17 protein-coding genes are annotated in these 17,817 nt (G+C 58.1%); 16 read left to right on the top strand and 1 reads right to left on the bottom strand.

The genetic code is table 11. The features are described 5' to 3' along the window. Positions 1-131 precede the first annotated feature (131 nt). Positions 132-1,037: a S1C family serine protease gene (locus AAAB35_RS22240; RefSeq protein ID WP_340670449.1), complete on the top strand. Its 906-nt coding sequence runs from the start codon at positions 132-134 to the stop codon at positions 1,035-1,037. A gap of 337 nt (positions 1,038-1,374) precedes the next feature. On the opposite strand, the gene AAAB35_RS22245 is transcribed toward AAAB35_RS22240, so the two are convergent. After that, positions 1,375-1,725: a hypothetical protein gene (locus AAAB35_RS22245; RefSeq protein WP_340670450.1), complete on the bottom strand. Its 351-nt coding sequence runs from the start codon at positions 1,723-1,725 to the stop codon at positions 1,375-1,377. Between the two features lie 174 nt (positions 1,726-1,899). Between AAAB35_RS22245 and AAAB35_RS22250 the strand changes: the two genes are divergently transcribed. From AAAB35_RS22250 to nuoG, 15 genes are all read left to right on the top strand, one after another. Then, the gene (locus AAAB35_RS22250) at positions 1,900-2,475 is read left to right on the top strand and encodes an AAA family ATPase (protein ID WP_340670451.1); all 576 of its coding nucleotides are present in this window, start codon (positions 1,900-1,902) and stop codon (positions 2,473-2,475) included. 1,006 nt (positions 2,476-3,481) lie between these two features. After that, positions 3,482-3,979 (top strand): NADH-quinone oxidoreductase subunit J, encoded by a 498-nt coding sequence (locus AAAB35_RS22255; RefSeq protein ID WP_340670452.1) that lies wholly within the window; start codon positions 3,482-3,484, stop codon positions 3,977-3,979. Further along, positions 3,979-4,281: an NADH-quinone oxidoreductase subunit NuoK gene (gene nuoK / locus AAAB35_RS22260; RefSeq protein ID WP_340670453.1), complete on the top strand. Its 303-nt coding sequence runs from the start codon at positions 3,979-3,981 to the stop codon at positions 4,279-4,281. The genes AAAB35_RS22255 and nuoK overlap by 1 nt, the downstream gene beginning before the upstream one ends. Before the next feature lie 4 nt (positions 4,282-4,285). Then, entirely contained in the window at positions 4,286-5,749 is a 1,464-nt protein-coding gene (locus tag AAAB35_RS22265; protein ID WP_340670454.1) for a monovalent cation/H+ antiporter subunit D family protein, read from the top strand. Beyond that, entirely contained in the window at positions 5,746-6,000 is a 255-nt protein-coding gene (locus AAAB35_RS22270) for a hypothetical protein (protein WP_340670455.1), read from the top strand. The genes AAAB35_RS22265 and AAAB35_RS22270 overlap by 4 nt, the downstream gene beginning before the upstream one ends. Beyond that, complete coding sequence (locus AAAB35_RS22275; protein WP_340670456.1) at positions 5,993-7,753, top strand: Na(+)/H(+) antiporter subunit D; 1,761 nt, start codon at positions 5,993-5,995, stop codon at positions 7,751-7,753. Before AAAB35_RS22270 ends, AAAB35_RS22275 begins: the two co-directional genes overlap by 8 nt. Before the next feature lie 9 nt (positions 7,754-7,762). Next, complete coding sequence (locus AAAB35_RS22280) at positions 7,763-9,238, top strand: NADH-quinone oxidoreductase subunit M (protein ID WP_340670458.1); 1,476 nt, start codon at positions 7,763-7,765, stop codon at positions 9,236-9,238. Then, on the top strand, positions 9,235-10,674 hold the full coding sequence (locus AAAB35_RS22285) for an NADH-quinone oxidoreductase subunit N (protein ID WP_340670459.1): 1,440 nt from the start codon (positions 9,235-9,237) through the stop codon (positions 10,672-10,674). Before AAAB35_RS22280 ends, AAAB35_RS22285 begins: the two co-directional genes overlap by 4 nt. Positions 10,675-10,822: 148 nt before the next feature. Then, entirely contained in the window at positions 10,823-11,188 is a 366-nt protein-coding gene (locus tag AAAB35_RS22290; protein WP_340670460.1) for an NADH-quinone oxidoreductase subunit A, read from the top strand. Continuing rightward, positions 11,176-11,679 carry an NADH-quinone oxidoreductase subunit NuoB gene (gene nuoB, locus AAAB35_RS22295; RefSeq protein ID WP_340670461.1) on the top strand — a complete coding sequence of 168 codons (504 nt, stop codon included), beginning with the start codon at positions 11,176-11,178 and terminating at the stop codon, positions 11,677-11,679. The genes AAAB35_RS22290 and nuoB overlap by 13 nt, the downstream gene beginning before the upstream one ends. Next, positions 11,676-12,212: an NADH-quinone oxidoreductase subunit C gene (locus AAAB35_RS22300; RefSeq protein ID WP_340670462.1), complete on the top strand. Its 537-nt coding sequence runs from the start codon at positions 11,676-11,678 to the stop codon at positions 12,210-12,212. The genes nuoB and AAAB35_RS22300 overlap by 4 nt, the downstream gene beginning before the upstream one ends. A gap of 35 nt (positions 12,213-12,247) precedes the next feature. Further along, positions 12,248-13,462: an NADH dehydrogenase (quinone) subunit D gene (gene nuoD / locus AAAB35_RS22305; RefSeq protein WP_340670463.1), complete on the top strand. Its 1,215-nt coding sequence runs from the start codon at positions 12,248-12,250 to the stop codon at positions 13,460-13,462. 17 nt (positions 13,463-13,479) lie between these two features. Continuing rightward, on the top strand, positions 13,480-13,989 hold the full coding sequence (nuoE, locus tag AAAB35_RS22310; protein WP_340670464.1) for an NADH-quinone oxidoreductase subunit NuoE: 510 nt from the start codon (positions 13,480-13,482) through the stop codon (positions 13,987-13,989). A gap of 4 nt (positions 13,990-13,993) precedes the next feature. Next, positions 13,994-15,259 carry an NADH-quinone oxidoreductase subunit NuoF gene (nuoF, locus tag AAAB35_RS22315; RefSeq protein WP_340670465.1) on the top strand — a complete coding sequence of 422 codons (1,266 nt, stop codon included), beginning with the start codon at positions 13,994-13,996 and terminating at the stop codon, positions 15,257-15,259. Between the two features lie 28 nt (positions 15,260-15,287). Continuing rightward, a complete protein-coding gene (nuoG, locus tag AAAB35_RS22320) occupies positions 15,288-17,816 on the top strand; it encodes an NADH-quinone oxidoreductase subunit NuoG (protein WP_340670466.1) in 2,529 nt (842 codons plus the stop codon). The last annotated feature ends 1 nt before the right edge of the window (position 17,817 follow it).

Raw genomic sequence — 17,817 nt, forward strand, 5'->3', positions numbered from 1 at the left:
CATTGCGGATGAGCGCGGGTTTTAGGCGTCGGTCCCGGCCTTGTCAGCCGGATTGCGGGTTCATATTTGTAAAAAACAAGCTGCGCTGCCAAGGGATATGCGGTTGAGCGTGATGCTTTGGGATTTTAACCATGCACATCGATAAGATTTTGCCCTCCATCGTTACGGTCCGCTCCTTGATCCCGGACGACGCCTTTACTGCAGGCACGCTGGGCACGTTGAGGGAGGGGAGCGGTGTTATCATCCGTGAGAATGGACTGGTCCTTACCATCGGATATCTGATAACCGAGGCCGAGGAGATTTGGCTAACGCGCCAGGACGGTCAAGTCGTGCCAGGTCATGCACTTGCCTACGATCAGGAAACTGGCTTTGGCCTGGTGCAGGCGATCGGACCGATTGGACTTCCCGCAATGGACTTTGGCAATTCCGACGAAGCCCGGATAGGCGATCCGGTTTGGTTGGCGGACGGTATTGGTCAATCCGTCCGCGGAACCATTATCGCCAAGCAGGAATTCGCTGGCTATTGGGAATATCTCCTGGATGAGGCGCTCTTCATCGCGCCGGCCCACCCTTCCTGGGGAGGAGCCCCACTGGTTGGCGCGGACGGCAAACTTTTGGGCATCGCTTCACTTCGGCTGCAAACAAGCGCGAATGAAATGATTGCGGACGTGAACATGGTCGTCCCGATCGATCTGTTGCCGCCAATTCTCGATGATCTTCTCAATCGGGGCAGGGTCAACAAGCCACCACGACCGTGGCTGGGGGCCTTCTCGGCAGAGATCGATGGTAAGGTTGTGGTTATCAACGTCGCCCGAAAAGGTCCGGCAGCTCGGGCTGGCTTGCGGTCCGGTGACATCATATTGGAGATGAGGGGCAGCGAAGTCGACGGGCTCGCGGATTTTTATCGGCAGGTTTGGACAAGCGGCCCCGCTGGCGCAGAGATAACGATGAGGGTCTCACGCAATGGACGCGAACAGTGGATAAGAGTCAAATCAGGCGACCGTAGCAGTTTTCTCAAAAAGCCCCAGCTTCAGTAAGGAAGTTCCGATCAACAGACGCGCTGGCTCGCGAACCTTATAGCAAATGGCGTTTTTAGCGTGTCGTCCCATAACACACGTAAACTTTTATCTCGGCGACCTTGTCGCGAGGCTAAGCATAGATCGTGCAATCGCCGTTGAAGCTCGCTTCTGGCTGATAGGAGAGTAAGGTGGTGGAGAACCCCGATGCCGTCCGTTTTTCCGTTACAGTTTCGTAACTGATCTAGCATTCTGGGGTGCTAACGAGTTGCCGTGGCCAGCCTGCTTCGCCGCTCCAGAAGGAAGCGTCAGGGCCGACACTCCGCCCGAATTGTGCGGAGTGCCAGGCCAGCGTTCCTTAGTAGTTTGGATCATAAATCAATCGATCGCCGGGCCGGGCAGGGGCACCTTGGCTTCGGTTCGAAAGTCCAATGATGGCGGCGCCGAGGGCAAGCCCCGCAACACCGGCAATGAGCGCAGCATCGCGCTTCTTGTGGTTGTTTCCGTCACGTCTGTAGCGGCGGTCTCGGCCGTATCCGTTGTCCCACCCACGATCACGGTGGTCATAGCGATCGCGATCGCGACCACGCCACTCGGATCCTGATGACCAACCATCATAGTAGTCACCTGCTGAAGCCGGCGATGAAGGCAAGCCAATCGCGCCGATTGCGACGGCGGCTATCAAAAGGACAGCAAGGGATTTTTTCATATTGTGGTTCCTTGAGTGTGGCATGTTGATCTCAGTGATATGACCATTTGCCTGAACCGCGGGTGAACGGCGGTCACGTGGAACCGAAACAGCGACCGAGGAGATGGCTCGGGGACGAATTGGCTATTCAAGAGGGATGAAAAGTTTCATGTTGCAAAGGGGAGGCAATGACAAATGAGCAACCCCAGCATCTATATCACTGGCGCTTCGTGTTCCGGCGTTACTACCCTGGGCAAGAGCCTTGCTACGGCATTGGGAATTCGCCATGTGGATTGCGACGACTATTATTGGTACCCAACCAATCCTCCGTTCTCAACCAAGCGACCGCCGGAGGATCGATTAAAACTGATCCGGGAGGCCTTGGGCGAAGCGGGGTGGGTGTTGTCGGGAGCGTTGGATGGTTGGGGCGATCCCCTCATTGCCGAGGTCGACTTGATCGTATTTGTCTACACCCCAACGCCTGTGCGGATGGAGAGACTTCTGGCGCGTGAGCACGAGCGGTATGGAAAACGCATCCAGCCTGCGGGCGATATGTATGATATCCATACCGCCTTCGCAGCCTGGGCCGCTCAATACGACAAACCGGATTTTCCTGGACGTAATCTAGCAAGACACGAGGCATGGTTGAATGCACAGACCGCTCCAGTCCTGCGCGTTCAAGGAACGCTCACACCCGATATCCTGGAGCAACGCGTATTGAGCGTCCTGCAAAGTTTGAAGACCGGCGCCTGCCTCGCAATCAAGGAGTGACCACACGGCGCGAGGGCAAGCGCATCTTTTTCCAACATGGCTGCGTTGAACAGAAGGCGTGTCGCTCAAGGCCGTACGCCGGTCGGCGCGTAAAGGCGGTTTGACGCTATGCCCCATGGAATCGTGCAAAGGCGTCGCGCTATTTGTTTCCGCAAAGGCGCACATTTTCAAGGTTTCGAGGGTTTTTCCAATAGGGGGAAAAACGCCGATGGAAGGCCGAAGCCGAGCGGCAATAGGCGCCGTTCAGACATTGCCTGAGGACAACTTCAGCCGAAAAGGACGATTCTAAAGTCCGGTTCAGGTCCATCGAAAGTGGTCGCGTGCGCCGAAAACCTCCAAAAACAAAACGCGCCTTTTAAGGCGCGTTTGAAATGGGGATTTTGCCAATATTTTTCTGAATTCTTGTTTGGCTTCCTGTTCACCAACAGCGCTTAGCCCATTCCAAATCATCTACCATGGAATTACGGCCAATTCCCCCACTGCTTGCCCCTCACCCAACTGCATACCTCATTCTTTTTTTCTTTGATCAGGTATCGAGGACATGGTGCGAACTTATTGGTCCAAGCGTTACGTCAGCGTGACTCAAAGGGAGTTTTCGCATTGAATTTCCAAATTATCGCCAGATAATTTTTGTCGACATGTATCGAGACTGCCGACCCCTTACCAAAGGCGAGCGGATATTTTCAGGCGGATCAAAAAGGCCCGCCGGACGAAGGCTATTCACCCTGTGAATATGTGATCGAGCGCGGTCTTCTGTGAGGCGATGGGTTGCGACCATTGCAGAAGCCGCAGAGCGGTATGGTGATCTGCGGATAGGGTCCAATGCTGATCAAAAGAACAGTCATCGCCACATCCGGCGAGCCCAGCGTTGATCTGCTGATGACAATAATCTTGTGAAAAATCCGATACTAGGGCACAATTTGCAAAACGCATCTAAAGTGCGGCGCCATCTCAAATCCGCCCATCTCGCGCCGAGTGACAGTCGCGTTGGAAAGTCGGGGCGTCGATGGATCAGGGGTTCTTTCTTCTGTTCGCTACGGTGTCCGTGATTACGGCCCTGACGGTGGTCCTGGCGCGCAATCCGGTTCACAGCGCATTGGCGCTGATGGCCTGTTTCCTGCAGATTTCGGCAATATTCATCTTGCTGGAGGCGCCGTTGCTCGCGGTTATCCAGATCTTCGTCTATGTCGGCGCGATCATGGTCCTCTTCCTGTTTGTAATCATGATGATCGATGTGCGCGAAGCGATCTCGCAACGGTTCTTGCCGGGCAGCAGCCTTCCGGCGCTTGCGCTCCTCATCGTGCTTGGGCTCGAAATGCTTGTGCTGGTTTTGTGGAGCAAGCGTTTTTTGACCAAGGTGCCTGTCAATGTGCGCGGCGATGATATCAGGCAACTCAGCACAACCCTTTTTGCCGACTATCTTCTTCCATTTGAAGCCGCCTCCGTCATTCTATTGGCCGCTCTCGTCGGCGCGATCGTCCTTGCGCGCAGGGAGTCGAGGTGATGGTTCCGCTCTGGTGGTACATTTTGCTCGGAGTGGCACTTTTTGTGATCGGAGCGGCGGGCGTTCTGCTCAGGCGCAATATTCTGGTCGTGCTGATGTCACTTGAGCTGCTGCTCAACTCGGTCAACATCAATTTCATCGCCTTCGGACAGACCCAAGGCGATTTCCGTGGCCAGATCTTCGCCATCTTCGTCATAGCGATCACTGCGGCGGAGGTTGCCGTTGCCCTTGGTATCCTGGTCGCCCTTGTGAGGAACAAATCCACACTCAAGGTCGACGATGTAACCATCATGAAAGGATAGCGGCTTGGACCCCGTGATATCGATCCGGCCGCTGCTTGCCGTCGCCGTCGCGGGTCTGGCGGCCGCTGCAGTCCTTTTTCTTCGCAACCACGAAAAACTCCGCGACGCCATCTCGCCCCTGGCCGCGATCGCCATGTTCGCAATTGTCGCCTCGATGGCGCCTACTGTGCTGGCAGGTGGGACGGTCGATCTGCACCTGTTCGAGATACTGCCAGGGATCGCCTTCGCTTTTCGGGTCGATGCGCTCGGTATGGTGTTTGCCAGCGTCTCGTCGCTGCTATGGATCATGGCGGCGATCTATTCCATCGGCTACATGCGACACTTGAACGAGCATGCGCAGACGAGGTTCTTCGCCTGTTTCGCCACCAGTCTTGCGGCGGCCGTGGGGGGCGCCTTCGCTGCCAATCTGTTTACGCTGGTGATCTTCTACGAGGTGCTCAGCCTCGTGACCTATCCACTCGTCTACCACCACGAAGACGAAGAAAGCTGGGCGGGCAGCCGCAAATACCTCTTCTATTTGATGGGGGCGTCCAAAAGTGTGCTGCTCGCGGCGCTGGCGCTGACCTACCAAATCGCCGGGTCGCTTGACTTTGTAGCCGGGGGGCTTTTGGCAGACGTCAATGCTTCGGTGCCGCTGCTGACGGTCGTCTATTTCTGTTATCTCTTCGGCTTCGCCAAGGCTGCAGTGATGCCGATGCACGCCTGGCTGCCTGCCGCGATGGTGGCGCCGACGCCCGTCAGCGCGCTCTTGCATGCGGTTGCGGTGGTCAAGATGGGCGTGTTCTGTGTGCTTCGGGTGGTGTTTCATATATTTGGCGCAGGCCTGGTGGACCGAACGGGTCTCGGCCTCGCCACGGCCTATCTGGTCTCCTTTACGATCCTGATGGCATCCGTCTACGCCCTGACACGGGATGATTTGAAGGCAAGGCTAGCCTATTCGACGGTGAGCCAACTCTCCTACATCGTGCTCGGTGCCGTCCTGTTGTCTCCCGTCGCGATGGTCGGCGGAATTATCCACATTGCAGCACATGCATTTTCCAAGATAACCCTCTTTTTCTGTGCCGGCTCCATCTATTGTGCATCCGGCAAGCGTAACATCAGCGATATGGCTGGTATCGGGCGCAGACTGCCCTGGACGATGGGGGCCTTCTTCGTCGGCTCGCTCAGCATGATCGGGGTTCCGCCCACTGCTGGCTTCGTTAGCAAGTGGTATCTGGCGCTGGGCTCGGCGCAGGCAGGGGAGACCACGTTCCTAGTCGTGCTCCTGGTGAGCTCGGTCCTGAACGCCGCCTATTTCCTGCCAGTGACCTATATCGCTTTTTTCGGAACCGAGGCGCAGAAAGACCCGGCGCCCGTTCGTGAAATCCCGATGATGACGATCCCGCTTGTCGCGACCGCCGTCCTGTCGGTACTGGTCGGTATCTTCCCCGACTATTTCCTCGCCCTGGCGCAAGGAGTTGTCAAATGATCAAACGTGTCGTCAATTTTTTCGGTGATGAAGAATACACAATTCAACGCCGCAGGCTGTTCTATCTACTGCTCTTTCTGGTCGTCGCCGCCGATTTTTTTGTTCCCCGCGAACACGCCGAATACCCATGGCACCGACTGCCTGGCTGGTCGGCCGTCTATGGCTTCGTGTCCTGCGTACTTTTGATTTTCGTATCCAAGTTCCTCGGCCATCAGGGTGGGCTCATGCGGCGCGAGGACTATTATGACTGACTTCATCCATCCCGCCTTGCTCTTTATTGCCGGTGCCTTGCCCATTGTTCTTCTCAAAGGGGGCATCCGTAAGGCCTATCTGCTTCTGATCCCGGCACTTGCCATCCTCACCGTGCTCACGATGCAGCCTGGCAGCTACGGCGCAATGCAAATCTTCGGACAGGAAATCCTGATCGCGAAGGTGGACAAGCTTAGTATCGTCTTCGCAACCGTCTTCACGATCATGGCGCTGATTGGAATGACCTATGCGTTGCACCTGACGCGTGCCGGGCAGCATGTAGCTGCATTTATCTATGTCGGTAGTGCGCTTGGGGTGGTATTCGCAGGCGACTACCTGACCCTCTACCTGTTCTGGGAAGGCATGGCATTTGCCTCTGCCTTTCTGGTTTTCGCGCAGCGCAGCGAACAGGCGGTCCGCGCCGGATTTCGATATCTCCTGGTCCATATAACCGGTGGGGTCGTTCTGCTCAGTGGCATCATTCTCCACAGGGTCGCCACCGGGTCGCTGCTCTTCGGCCCGATCGGAGGCGCGATGGACACCGGCGCCTATCTGATCCTTGCCGGTTTCCTGCTCAACGCCGCCGTGCCGCCGCTCAACGCCTGGCTGACCGACGCTTATCCGGAGGCGACTGTCACCGGGGCGGTATTCATGAGCGCCTTTACAACCAAGACCGCCGTCTACGTACTGGCTCGTGCGTATCCGGGGACCGAGCTTCTGGTCTGGCTCGGTACCGCGATGGCGCTCTACGGCGTTGTCTACGCGGTGCTCGAGAACGATTGTCGGCGGCTCCTAGCCTATCACATCGTCAGCCAGGTGGGATACATGGTGGCGGGCGTCGGCATCGGCACCGAGATGGCAATCAATGGAGCCACCAGCCATGCTTTCGCGCACATTCTCTACAAGGCGCTGCTGTTTATGGGTGCGGGGGCAGTGATCTACGTCACCGGACGCCGCAAGCTAACTGAACTCGGCGGACTTTACAGGACCATGCCGCTGACCCTTGCGCTTTACATGGTTGGCGCATTTGCGATCTCGGCATTTCCGTTCTTCTCGGGTTTCGTAACCAAGTCGATGGTGATTGCCGCCGCCGAACAGGATCATCGCGCGTTAGTCGTGCTGGCTCTGACGATGGCGTCGTCAGGGACGTTCCTGCACACGGGACTGAAACTCCCCTATTATATGTTCTTCGGCAAGGACCAGAAGCTGGCGGCGCGAGAGCCACCGCGCAACATGTTGGTTGCCATGGGACTGGCGGCGGTGCTCTGCATTGCGATCGGCGTGTTCCCCGCGCCAATTTATGCATTGTTGCCCTATCCGGTCGATTTCGAACCCTACACCGGCGCCCATGTCACCGAGAGCCTTGGCTTGCTGATGTTCACGGCCCTTGGGTTTGTGCTCTTCCTCAAGGCGCTCGACCCGGAGAACACGATCAGTATCGACACTGACTGGTTCTACCGCAAGGGTGCGCGTGCCTTCATGTGGTTCGCGGAAAAGCCCGTGGCGTGTTATGAGAAGGCAGTCAGTGATGTGTCCGAGACCGCAGCTTGGCCGTTCCTTCATGTGGCGGCGCGCGCAGGACTGCGGATTGATCTTTCGGGTGTGGACGCCGTCGTAAACGGTATTGCCCGCTCGATCCTGCGCGGCGGCGAAGCGCTGCGGCGGCTCCAGACCGGCACTGTCACCCATTATGCGCTTGCGATGCTCTTTGGCGTGGTAACAGCCACCATCGTGTTTGTCGTGGCGTGGCAGTAGGGGCGCGAGATGGGGTTCCCGCTACTTAGCCTCATCGTATTCACGCCCGCGGCCGGGGCAGCGTTGCTCCTTTTTCTTCGCAGCGACAATGCGGTGCGGTGGACTGCGTTGGCTATCACCATCATCGATCTCGGGCTCTGCATCGCCATGCTGGCCCGCTTTGACACCACCACATACACGATGCAGTTCACCGAGATGCGCCCGTGGGTGCCGGCGCTTGGCATTACCTATGCACTTGGCATCGATGGGATCAGCACGCTCTTCGTAGTCCTGACTGCGCTGTTGGGCTCGATCTGCGTCCTTGCATCATGGGTCGCGATCGAGCGCAAAGTAAAGGCGTTCATGATTAGCCTGCTAATCATGCAGACGCTGATGCTGGGGGTATTTTGCGCGCTCGATCTGTTCCTGTTCTACGTCTTCTGGGAGGCCATGCTAATCCCGATGTACCTTATGATTGGCGTCTGGGGTGGCGAGGGCCGGGTGTATGCGGCTTTCAAGTTCTTCCTCTATACGCTCGCAGGCAGCCTCATTTTTCTGATCGGTGTCATCGTTCTTTATCTCCAGGGTGGCAAGACCTTCGATATCCTTGCCCTGACTGCGCACGATTTGCCGTTCGGGATCCAATCCTGGCTGTTTTTCGCTTTCCTGATTGCCTTCGCGGTCAAAGTGCCGATGGTCCCGGTCCATACCTGGCTGCCGGACGCTCATGTGCAGGCACCGACAGCCGGCAGCATCATCCTCGCCGGAGTGCTCCTGAAGATGGGCGCCTACGGATTTTTGCGGTTCTCGCTGGCGATACTGCCGGCGGCGTCGGTGTATTATTCAACCTTGATGCTGGCACTTTCGGCCATTGCCATCGTCTATGGCGGGTTACTTGCATTGGCGCAGGACGATCTGAAAAAGCTAGTGGCCTATTCCAGCATCAGCCACATGGGCTTCGTGACTCTCGGGATCTTCGCACTGAACCTCCACGGTCTCGAGGGCAGTATCCTGCAAATGTTCAATCATGGCGTGACGACGGGCGCATTGTTCCTGTTTGTTGGTCTGATCTATGAGCGGACACATACGCGTAGCATCTCCGATTATGGCGGGTTGATGAAGGTGGCGCCGGTCTATACCTCGTTTCTCGCGCTCTTTACCCTGGCCTCGATGGCCTTGCCGGGCACGAATTCCTTCGTGGGCGAGTTGCTGGTGCTTTCGGGTGCCTTTGCGGCCAACCTCGCCGTCGGCGCGGTCGCCGTTTTGGGTGCGTTGCTTGGTGCAGCCTACCTGCTTGGCATGTACGGAAAAGTTGCACTTGGCCAGGCAAGTATCGCGGGCCGGTTGAAAGTGCGCGACGTCAATGGCCGAGAAATGGCCGCGATCTTGCCACTGGCTGTCCTTGTGCTTTGGGTGGGCCTTTATCCGAAACCCTTTCTCAACATCATCGACGCATCGGTGACGCATTTGCTGGCGCAGGTACATGGCAAGGGGGGCGGCCAATGACCGACGCCGCGCTTTTCCAGTCGATTCTGGCAAGCCTGCCCGAGATCGTTGTGGTCACCGGAGCCTGCATCCTGCTGATTTTCGGACAATTCGGGCGCAAGGATCAGGAACATTTCGTTGTGTGGGGTTCCATTAACGTCGTGCTTATTGCCGCGTTTGGAACGCTGATGCTGGCAAGCGAGGTGCGGCCCGCCTACACGGGCATGTTCATTGCCGACCACTTCTCGGTTTTCTTCAAGGTCGTGTTTTACTTCGCCACGGTCCTGACGTTCCTGCTATCGCGCAAATATGCCGATGTCGAGGGGATCGGCAGCAGCGAATACTATGTGCTGCTGCTCTTTGCGCTTTCGGGAATGATGATAATGGCCTCGGCGACGGATCTTTTGTCGATTTATGTGGGCCTCGAACTGATGGCGCTTTGCACCTATGTGCTGACCGGATTCCTGCGGCAGGAGCCGCGGTCGAACGAGGCAGCGCTGAAATATGTGATCCTCGGTTCCGTCTCGACCGGTATCTTCCTCTACGGCGTTTCGCTGGTCTACGGGATCACCGGCACGACGCAACTCGGCGCCATGGCGACGGCCGTGACCGGCGATCCGCTTGATCCTGGATTGCTGCTGGGGGTTGTCTTCGTTGTCGCGGGACTGGTCTTCAAGGTCGGCGCGGTACCATTCCACATGTGGGTGCCCGACGTCTATGAAGGCGCGCCAACGACGATCACCGCGTTCATGTCGGTAGGCCCCAAGGCTGCCGCGTTTGCGGTCATCCTGAGGGTGTTTCTCAATCCGCTTGTTGCCAATTCAAATGTCTGGATCATCATCGCTGTCATTGCGGTGGCGACGATGGCGCTCGGCAGTTTCGTCGCGCTGGTGCAGGAAAATTTCAAGCGCCTCCTGGCTTATTCCAGCATCGCCCATGCCGGGTTTGCCATTTTGGGCGTCGTGGCCGGCGGCGTCGACGGGATTGCCAGTGTGATGTTGTACCTGCTCGTCTACACTTTCATGAATCTCGGCATTTTCGGCGCCGTCATCATGATGCGCAACGGCGATTTCTCCGGCGAGCTTATCGAAGACTACGCGGGCTTTTCCAAGTCGCATCCCATGCTGGCGCTGTTGATGCTCATCTATTTGTTTTCGTTGGCTGGCATTCCACCGACGGCCGGGTTCTTCGCCAAATTTTACGTGCTAGTCGCGCTCGTCGAACGAGGTTTTGTCATATTGAGCGTGATCGCGGTGCTGCTGAGTGCCGTTGCTGCCTATTTTTACATCCGCATCGTCATGGTGATTTACATGCGCGAGCCCATGAGGCAATTCAATCCTGCCCTGACGCCGCTGGTGCGTGCCACCCTCGCCTTCACCGCCGCCGCCACGATTGGCATTGGCCTGTTTCCGGCGCTGTTTCTGAGGCTTGCCCAATATGCGGCATTTGGCGGCTGATCGATTGGATTTGCAATGATGTTCCTAACGCCGTAAACTTCAACAAGAAGAAAGGATTGCCCAGTCGTTTCCAAGGGCGACCGTATGACCGGCTCGAGTGGGCCGGCGCGGCCTGAGCAAAGCCCTCGGGAGACCGGGGCAGGGCGATATGACAGCTGCGGAATTCCTGCCGGTTCTTTTCATGGTTGCCGGAGTTGTTCTGGTGACGTTGGGAACGCTTTTCGTCTCTTCGCTACTGCGCCCGTCCAATCCTTATCCCGCAAAAAACATGCCATACGAATGCGGCATGGACCCGGCAGGCGAAGCAGCCGGGGGCCGCTTCAAGGTGCAGTTCTTTATCCTTGCGATCCTTTTGGTGGTCTTCGATGTCGAGACGATGTTCCTCTTTCCCTGGGCCGTTGTTCTCAAAGACATCGGGCTTGTCGGCTATGTCGAGATGGTCGTTTTCATGATGCTGCTCCTTGTAGGCTTTGCCTATGCCTGGCGGAAAGGAGCGCTGGAATGGGAAACGTGAGCAACGGGTTCCGCGACAGCGTGCTGTTCACGACGGCCGACAGCATTATCAGCTGGAGCCGAAGATCGGCGCTGTGGCCCGAAACCTTCGGCATCGCCTGCTGTGCCATCGAGATGATTGCGGCGGGCTGCGCGCGCTACGACCTTGACCGGTTCGGCGTGGTGTTCCGGCCATCGCCGCGCCAGTCCGACGTGATGATTATCGCCGGCACCGTAACGCGAAAATTTGCTCCCGTGGTGCGCCGGCTCTATGACCAGATGCCGGAACCGCGCTGGGTGATCGCGATGGGCACCTGCGCCATCTCAGGAGGGGTCTACAACACCTATGCGGTGGTTCAGGGCGCGGAAACTTTTGTGCCGGTGGATGTGCATGTGCCCGGCTGCCCGCCGCGGCCCGAGGCACTGATGCATGGCTTTCTCCTGCTCCAGGAGAAAATAAAAAAATCCCGCGCGCTAGAGGGGACCCCCTTGGATCGGCTTGGGGTACCATGAGCATGGAAACGCCCTTCAACCGCGCCCCAATCACAGAGCGTTTCGGCGAGGCAATCGAGGATCTTGGCTTTTTGCATGGTGTGCACGCCTTCTCTGCGCCGCCCGAACGGATCGTCGACCTTTGCGGGTTCCTGAAGGAACATCCGGCGCTTTCGTTCAATTTCCTGTCGGATATCTGCGGGGTCGATCACTATCCCGAGGTGCCGCGGTTTGAGGCCGTCTATCACCTCTACTCGCTCGCCAACAAATGGCGCGTTCGCATCAAGTGCCGCCTCGGCGATCCACCGAAGGTCCCATCGGTGACAGGGATCTGGCGGACCGCCAACTGGCATGAGCGCGAAGCCTGGGACATGTACGGGATAGAATTCGAAGGCCACCCCGACTTGCGCCGAATCTACATGTGGGAAGGGTTCGAGGGTTTCCCGCAGCGCAAGGATTTTCCGCTTCGGGGCTACAAGGACAAGCTGAACCCGTTCGGTGTCGAAGGTCCGCCGCCGACAGAACCTGACCTGGCCACCAAGAACATTCCATGAGTAAAGGCGCATCCACACCACACCGGGAACTTTAGATGACCGAAGTCACGGAACTAAGCAGAACGGCGGCGAACACCCCCAGCACGAAAGAGGTGCTTCTCAACCTTGGCCCGCAGCATCCAAGTACCCATGGTGTGCTTCGGCTCGTCCTTGAGCTTGAGGGCGAATACGTCGCGCGCGTCGACCCGCATATTGGCTATCTCCACCGCGGCACAGAAAAGCTCGCCGAAAGCTTCACCTACACCCAGATTTTTCCGTTGACCGATCGGTTAGACTATCTCTGCCCACCGTCGAACAATTTGGCCTTTGCACTCGCGGTAGAAAAGCTCCTCGGCATCAAGGCGCCGCTCCGCGCGCAATATATCCGCGTCCTGATGGCAGAACTGGCGCGGATCTCAGGTCATCTCCTGATCACGGGGGCGTTGCCGATGGATCTTGGCGCAATGACCGCATTGCTCTATGCCATGCGCGAGCGCGAAATGATCATGGACCTGTTTGAGATGATCAGCGGCGCGCGCATGCACACCTCCTTTTGTCGGGTCGGCGGTGTGCGCGAGGACCTGCCCGACGGCTTTTTCCCCAAGATCAGGGAATTCTGCGACATCTTCCCCAACCGTATCCGTGACTATGAACGGCTGATCCAGCACAATCGGGTGTTCCTGAAGCGCACGCAGGGGGTCGGCGTAATCTCCGCCGAGGACGCTATCGATCTTGGCCTGAGCGGACCCAACCTACGAGCCTCCGGCGTTGACTGGGATATCCGTCGCGACGAGCCTTACGAGATTTATGGCGAGGTCGAGTTCAAGGTCATCACCCGTAACGAGGGCGATTGCTACGCGCGATGGTTGTGCCGGGTCGAAGAGATGCGCGAAAGCGTCCGGATCATTGAACAATGCCTTGACCAGATGCCTGAGGGACCGTTCCAGATCGACATGCCGAATGTCGCTTTCCCGGTTGACAAGGACAAGGTGCATTGCTCGATGGAGGCGCTAATCCAGCACTTCGACCTGTCGGCTTACGGCTTCAAGGTGCCAAGGGGCGAAGTCTATTCGGCCATCGAGGCGCCAAAAGGCGAGCTTGGGTTTTACATCATCAGCGACGGGTCGGAGAAACCGTTCCGAATGAAGGTGCGGGCACCCTCATTCGTTAACCTTCAGGGCCTGTTCGGTGCAGGCAATGCGCACTACCTCGCCGACATGATCGCTGTTCTGGGCAGTCTCGACCCGGTGATGGCCGAGGTGGACAAGTAGAAAGGGATCTGGACACTATGACGATGCGCGAGAAGATCGAAGCGGCTGCGGCGCCGTATCCGGACAATCGCTCGGCGATCATGCCCGCGCTTTTGATCGCGCAGAAGGAATATGGCTATCTGCCCGGCCCGGTGCTGGAAGAGGTCGCCAATATCCTCGGAATCGAGCGAATCTGGGTCTACGAACTGGCGACCTTCTACACGCTCTTCCGCACGGAGCCGGTGGGCATCTTCCACCTGCAACTTTGCGATAACGTCTCCTGCATGTTGCGCCGATCAGAGGAGCTTTTGAACCACATGGAGGCGGTGCTTGGAATCAAGAAGGGTAGCACGACCCCGGACGGACTGTTCACGCTTTCAACCGTCGAATGCCTCGGTGCATGCGAGATGGCCCCGGTGATGCAGGTTGGCGACGACTATTACGGCGATCTTGATATCGCACGGATCGACACGCTCCTTAACGAGCTGCGGGCGTCGGTGTTGCAAGCAACCGGCGCTGATCGTGCCGCTGCAAACCTATCGGAATAGCGCCATGTTCGAACCGGTCCTGCTTAAGAACATCGAAATGCCGGACAGCCATCTGCTCTCGACCTACGAGGCCGGGGGTGGGTATCAGGCACTGGCGAAGGCGCTGCACACACACACGCCCGACGAGATCATCGATCTTGTCAAGCAGTCCAATCTGCGCGGTCGCGGCGGCGCCGGGTTCCCGACCGGGATGAAATGGAGCTTCGTGCCGAAAAATGCCGACAAGCCCAAATATCTCTGCTGCAATGCCGACGAGGGCGAGCCGGGTACCTTCAAGGACCGCATCATCATGGAGCGGGACCCGCATCAGCTCATTGAGGGAATGGCGATCAGCTCCTACGCGATTGGGGCGCAAACCGCTTATGTGTACATCCGCGGGGAATACACGTTGGCGATCCGGCGGCTGGAGCAAGCAATCGTCGAGGCTGAGGCGAAGGGATATCTCGGACGACGAATTCTGGGCTCGGACTTCAGCTTTGTAGTGCACATTCACTGCGGCGCCGGCGCCTATATATGCGGCGAGGAGACCGCCATGCTCGACTCGCTCGAGGGCAAGCGGGCGCAGCCGCGCCTCAAACCGCCATTTCCGGCGGTCGAAGGGCTCTACGCCAGCCCGACCGTGATCAACAACGTCGAGACCCTGGCCTGCGTGCCACACATTGTGATGCGTGGGCCGGACTGGTTCTGCGGCATCGGCCCGAGCAAGAGCCCCGGCCCGAAACTGTATTGCCTTAGCGGGCAAGTACAGAAGCCAGGTCTTTACGAGCTGCCGATGGGCATACCGCTGCGCGAATTGGTCGAAGACCACGCCGGTGGGCCGCGACCTGGCCACAGGATCAAGGCAGTGATCCCCGGCGGCGTCTCGGCGCCCGTAATCCCAGAGCCTGGGTTAGACGTAGGTATGGACTTCGATTCGTTGGCTGGCGTCGGGTCGATGCTTGGCTCGGCGGGCGTGATCGTGATCGACGATTCGACCTGTATGGTCAAGGTCGCTACCCGGATCATCGAATTCTTCCATCATGAGTCCTGCGGCAAGTGCACGCCATGTCGCGAAGGGCTGAACTGGGTCGTGAAAGTATTACGCCGTGTCGAGGCAGGGCAGGGTACGCCGGGTGACCTGCAGCAGCTGGAGGCCCTGTGCAAGGGCATTTTCGGTAACACGTTTTGTGCCCTCGGTGACGGCGCGGCGATGGGGCTACGGGCATCGTTGGCGCATTTCCAAAATGAGTTTATCGCCCATATCGAGGAGGGAAGGTGTCCTTTCCAATGAGCAGCCCGCAAGACGAGAGACGCTAGAAATGGTAAGTGTCACGGTTAACGAGCAAACCCTCGAGGTGGAGAAGGGTTCGACCGTGCTACAGGCGGCTCAACGCCTGGGCATCGAAATTCCGACGTTCTGCTATCTGAAGCGCCTGCCGGCCCTGGCCTCCTGCCGCATGTGCCTGGTGGAAATCGAGGGGCTGCGGCGGCTTCAGCCTTCCTGCGCAACCCTAGTCACCGACGGCATGGTCGTGCGGACAAACACACCCCTGATCGACGAAACGCGCTCGTCGATGCTCGATATGCTCCTCGCCAACCATCCACTCGACTGCCCGATCTGCGACAAGGGAGGCGAATGCGAGCTTCAGGACATGGTCATGGCATACGGCCCCGGCGAAAGCCGCTTCCGTGATGTCAAGCGTGTCTTCCACTCCAGGGATATCCGCCTGAGCCCGGTCATTATCATGAACGTCAACCGCTGTATCCAATGCCAACGCTGCGTGCGGATGTGCGAGGAGGTGGTTGGCGCAGTGGCATTGGGCACGGTCGAAAAGGGCATGGATACGGCCATCACCGGTTTCGAGGGGAGTCTGGCGAGCTGCGACCAGTGTGGCAATTGTGTGGAGGTGTGCCCTGTTGGTGCACTGATGAGTTTCCCGTACCGCTACAAGGCGCGGCCCTGGGACCTGGCGGAGACAGACACGGTCTGCCCGCATTGTGGCACCGGCTGCCAGCTGACTGTCGGAGCACGCAAGGGTGAGTTCATGCGCGTCCACTCAAAGTGGGAGCATGGCGTCAACCGGGAAACGCTTTGCGTGCGCGGGCGTTTCGGCCTCGACTTCGTCGAGAACCGGGACCGCATCAAGCAGCCGTTGATCCGTCGCAATGGCGCCCTGGTCCCGGTTTCCTGGGACGAAGCTGGCAATCACTTGCACCAGCGCCTGTCGGCTGTAGAAAGCAAGGCTATGGGCGGATTGGCCTCGCCGCGGCTGCCCAATGAAATACTTTATCAGTTCCAGAAACTCATGCGGATCGTGTTCCAGTCCAACAACATCGACTGCTCGTCGCGCTGGTCCACACCTTTCGATGCGCTCGCCCCCCTTTTAAGGGGCTTCTACACCCGCGCGCCGCTTGAGGAGATAATCGGCAACGACTGCGTGCTTGTCGTCAGTGGAAACGTGACCGACGAAAACCCGGTTTCGGAATATCTGCTGCGGGACGCTGCTCGGCGGCGGCACATAAAGTTGCTCATGCTTTCGGCACGTCCAACGCGTCTGGACGCCGATGCCCGCGCTGTTCTTCGGATCCGGCCAGGTAGCGAGGCAGCGAGCATTGGCGCTCTCGTGACAAGTCTTGTCGCAGCCGCCAGCGAGGCCTTGCCGGACGATTTTGCAAGGACCGCTGCGACAAACGAAACATCGGCTCGGGCCACCGAGGATGTCGGAGCGGACCGTCTGACCATCGAATTGCTGGAAAGCAGACGCGCCACGGTGCTCGTTAGCGTGGACGTCTTGAGATCACCCGAAGCATACGCGACACTGCAGCAGCTCACCAACCTTATGCAACTTCTGCGCGGACTTGGTAAGGACCCGGCCATGCAGTTCCTTTTTGACCGGGCCAACCAATTGGGCGCGTGGGATATGGGGGTTCTGTCGGCGGCGCTGCCGGGACTGCAACCGGTCGTCGATGCGCCAACGCGCACAAGGCTCGAAGAGGCCTGGGACGCCAAAATCCCGTATGGACCGGGCTCGGGTCTCGATGCCATGCTGGAATTGTGTGAGAGCGGGCATATGGGCGCTTTCTATATCGTGGCAAGCGACCCGGTTATGGCCTATCCCGACCGAGAGTTCGTCAAGCGGGCGCTTAGCGCATGCGAGCTTGTGATCGTGCAGGACTCTTTCCTTACCGATACGGCGGGCATGGCCGATATTGTCCTGCCTGCAGCCGGCTATGGCGAGGAAACGGGCACTTTCACCAACAACGAGGGGCGTGCGCAGAAGATCCGCAAGTTCCGCGAAGCCCCCTTCGAGGCGCGGAGCAATCTCGCGATCTTCGACTTTGTCGCGACACTGCGCCACCATGAGTTGCGCCCGTCGACGCAAGTTGAAATCATCGACGAGATTGCCCGGTTCGTTCCGGCTTACCTTGGGCTGTCGCAGGACGAGACGGGTCTTGACGGATCATTCACCAAGGGCGGCCCGCGGTCTTCAGCCAGCGCGTTCTTTGCTCCTCCTCCTAACCCGACAGCAACCAGCCACCTCATGCTGGTCACAGGTAACTGCCTGTTCCACAATGGATATCTTTCAGAACGCTCCGAGATCCTGAATACGGTCGCAGATGATCCTTATGTCGAGATGAGCGCGCGCGATGCCGACGAGCTTGGGCTTTCTGATCGCGATCAGGTGGTCGTGCGCTCCGCCCAAGGGAAACTTGTCGCGAAGCTCAAGGTCAACAAGCACTTTCCGGGGGGCCTTGTTTTCGTTCCAGAAAACTACAGATCCCTGCGGCTCAACAGTTTGATGCGCCGACACGAATACCCATGTCCGGTGGAGGTTCATAGCGTTTAGT

The sequence above is a fragment of the Phyllobacterium sp. genome (assembly GCF_037994425.1).
Taxonomy (GTDB): domain Bacteria; phylum Pseudomonadota; class Alphaproteobacteria; order Rhizobiales; family Rhizobiaceae; genus Phyllobacterium.